The organism is Brochothrix campestris FSL F6-1037 (genome assembly GCF_000525915.1).
Lineage (GTDB): Bacteria > Bacillota > Bacilli > Lactobacillales > Listeriaceae > Brochothrix > Brochothrix campestris.
Genome location: NZ_AODH01000059.1, coordinates 1 through 3,565 on the forward strand (window position 1 = coordinate 1; position 3,565 = coordinate 3,565).

A 3,565-nucleotide genomic window follows, 5' to 3' on the forward strand; every position below is an offset into this window, starting at 1 on the left:
AATCGTTCCGAAATATTACGCTTAAATGCTTGCCTTCCGCGACGTTCGTTGTGTCCGTTTGGCTTACGTTTACCTTTCATTGGTAGCTTTGTGATATCGAAGTCGTTCGCTTTAAATAGGCGATAGAGCGTTCTAACAGAACATGAGATAGGTATCTCAGCACGACCAATAATCACATCAGGTGTCCAGCCTTCAGCTGTCATTTTCTGAATGTAGGTTTGTTGATCCGTACTTAAAATGATAGGTCGTCTGCCACAATATGTTTTATTTTCTTTGTATCTTTGATAATAATCACTAGCTGATAAACCTTTTTTAAGAAAATTGTAGACATTATCAATCGTTTGTCTTGAACGTCCTAGTATCTTCGATACGGTTAAAACAGATTGTTTCGTTTGAAAATAGGCTTCTATCATTACAAGCTCATTTGGTGTAAGATGTTTATAGGTCATTTGTCTTCACTCCTAATAATTCTTTGGTCGGAACTATTTTGAGTGTCGCACAAATGACTTTTTTTTTATCTAGCTTAATTTTACTATCGGTGTTTATAGTTAATTTAAATACAGAGAATAAACTATTATAACATTGTATTGCATTCGATTGTCAGACTTTGATATATGCAAACAAAAAAAACAGCAACTAGTGTTAGCAGATGATCTGCTGACTGATTGCTGTTTTCCCTTAAATTATAACTTTACTTATTATAATGATTTAGAGTTCTTCAAACAATGTTAGAGCAATACCTGGTGCCCAGTTTGAATCACCGTAATTAAGGTGTGTATTTAATGTTTTATACGATTTACCTAAATGTGTTACAATTTCACCTGCTAGGTATTCAGTCGGCGCAGTAAAACTACCTAACTCCCAAACTTTTCCTTCCGAAACGGCTGCATCAGCAGTTGTAACAGTAAAAGCATCGCTCGCATCTGAAACATTACCACCGACACTTGTTGCTTTGATTGTGTAGGTATATGTTGTGCTAGCATTAAGTGCTGTATCGTTATACATTGTTCCTGAAACAGTTGCGATGTTAACGCCATCACGGTAAATAGTATATGTATCAACACCGACACTATGTACTGACTTTGTCCACATAAGACTTACAGAGTTCGCTGTTGTTCCCATTGAGTGAACACTTGATGGAGCTGTTGGTTTTTCGTTATCAACGACGGGAACTTCTTTAGTCTTAACATCTAATGATGCGCTCATAGCTGATGTTTTACCATTAAATGAGACAGCTTCAATCGAATAGTTATATGTTGTATTTGCTGCTAGGTCTGTATCTATAAATGATGTAGATGACATCGTTTTAACTTTTTCACCATCACGGTAAACGTTATATGTTTCAATGTCTGTATTAGTTGGCGCTGTCCATGTCAATTCAACAGAAGATGTTGTAATCGCTTTGGCTGTCAATTGTGTAGGGGCGTCTGGTGTAACAGATTCTGATGGTTCTGATGGTTCAGTTGGCGTTGTACCTTCACCGTTAACGTTGACATCGATTACTTGGTAAAATGCATTGGGTGTGTCAGCAACATCCCAAACAGCTAAAATAACGTTGTAACCTGAGCGATCTTCTGGTACATCAACCTTATGTGTTGGGTTGTTCTCTGCTTGAGAACCATCATGTTGAATCGTACCAATTAATTCCATTTCATCACGGTTTAACGGTGCGTTAACGTCCCAACCTTGTTTGGTCATGTAGTAATGCCATTTTGTAGAAGGGTGTGTTGCCGTATACGTCCACGTAAACTCATTAATCCCTGTTTTGATATCTTGTTTCGTCCACTTTGTCGCGTTTTGAATATCTAATTTGTTACTACCAATGTTTCCACCATCTAAGACACCATTAGCTGATGCAATTGAGCCATCTAAAGGACCTAATGTCGGGTAACCTTTTGGCGCTTCTAGTCCTTGTGGTTGTGTAATAACATTACCAAAGGCAGCAATACCTGCATCCCAACTTAATGATTGTGCGTCAAGTTGTGCTTGATAAGCACGACTATGTGGGCTGGATACATAACCGTGAGCAGAAGCAGTGTTTGCCATCCCGATTAAACCAGCAGCAACAGCAGAAGTGACTAATAAACATGTTGTTACGTTTTTTTATTTTAACATTTAACATTTAAATTCCTTCTTTCTATTCCAATTTTATCAAGATAATTACTAGTTAATGATACCTGTGATTACAAAAAAAAACTTTCTTTGTTTGCCTATCTAAGTGTAAAAAATATAGTACATTACTAAAACTCTATAGTGTTGATGAGTGTCGGTTACTTTATGATTTGACTTACAAGCCAGACAGTTGTGTCAATTGTCGAATTAATAATAAAACAGCTAAATGTCTTAAACAAGGGACTAAACTATTACATATCACATTCAATAAAATAACGATTTAACAAATAAAAACAGCCGCACATAAAGTGCAGCTGAATAGATATCTACTTATTTTACTGCTTTTTGAATAACAACACGATTTGAGATAGAACCAGAACTTAATCTACAATCCAAAAAGCTTATTTATTTAATAGAAATTTTCCTCACCAACACTATTTGACATAGAGCCATTAAATTCAGTTCGCTCGAATTTAATAGACGGTTGTTTTTTTTCTTTACTAAAAGGATCAGCTATCGATAAAAAATTAGCGTTTCACACAGATACTCCACACACTAACTGTGCCTATTAGATTCTCCTTACTAATTTTCATGGCGCTTTCGTTTCAGGTAAACACCACAACCTAACACCATTAACAGCCCAAACAGTGAGTGTGTTATTCCATTATTATCACCCGTTCGAGGTAAAGTAGTCGTTTTGACTTCACTACTATTCATGGTGCTTTCCTCCCCTTTTGTTTTCCCCGCATTTGCAATACTTTCGGTACTCTCTGTACTTTCATTACTTTCGGTACTCTCTATGCTTTCAGTATTTTCAGTACTCTCTGTGCTTTCTGTACTTTCTGTGCTTTCTGTACTTTCTGTACTTTCAGTGCTTTCTGTACTTTCTGTACTTTCTGTGCTTTCTGTACTTTCTGTGCTTTCTGTACTTTCTGTGCTTTCTGTACTTTCTGTGCTTTCTGTACTTTCTGTACTTTCAGTGCTTTCTGTACTTTCTGTACTTTCAGTGCTTTCTGTACTTTCTGTGCTTTCTGTACTTTCTGTGCTTTCTGTACTACCAACAACAGAAACAACAATAGTTTCTTCTACACCATCGTAACGATAAATAATTTGATAATCACCTATAACATCAGTATTTACTTCCCCTACAACTTCTACTTCAGTAATGTCAACTAAATTACCTGATTTATCTTGTGCTGAGTTAAAGTTCGCTTCTTTTGACCATATTTCACCTTGATTAATAACTGAGTTGAACACGTCAATAGTCGTTTGATTTACTAAAACAGTCACTGTCGCACTTTCTTCAAAACCATTCAAGTGATACGTCACTGTATATGTTCCTGCTTTATCTGTGTTAACCGTTCCGCTGATTGTTCCACCCGCTGCTTTGAATTCTGCAAACGTTAATTCAGCTCCGGTTTTATCTGTTGCGTGTTTAAAGCTATCTTTTTCA

General features: G+C 36.5%; 2 protein-coding genes and 1 pseudogene. All 3 read right to left on the minus strand.

Annotated elements, in window-relative coordinates; genetic code table 11:
• Nucleotides 1-449 (minus strand): annotated as a pseudogene (locus tag BCAMP_RS11120) (helix-turn-helix domain-containing protein); the annotation flags it as partial.
• A 259-nt stretch (nt 450-708) separates the two neighbouring features.
• The gene (locus BCAMP_RS11125) at nt 709-2,046 is read right to left on the minus strand and encodes a lytic polysaccharide monooxygenase (protein ID WP_035315651.1); all 1,338 of its coding nucleotides are present in this window, start codon (nt 2,044-2,046) and stop codon (nt 709-711) included.
• Between the two features lie 648 nt (nt 2,047-2,694).
• Nucleotides 2,695-3,565: bacterial Ig-like domain-containing protein (locus BCAMP_RS11130; protein WP_035315652.1), on the minus strand; the 871-nt coding region annotated here is incomplete at its 5' end.

Bases quoted from the DNA above. Each gene is read 5' to 3' on its own strand.
- BCAMP_RS11125 (WP_035315651.1), bottom strand. From the start codon at position 2,046: ATGGCAAACACTGCTTCTGCTCACGGTTATGTATCCAGCCCACATAGT.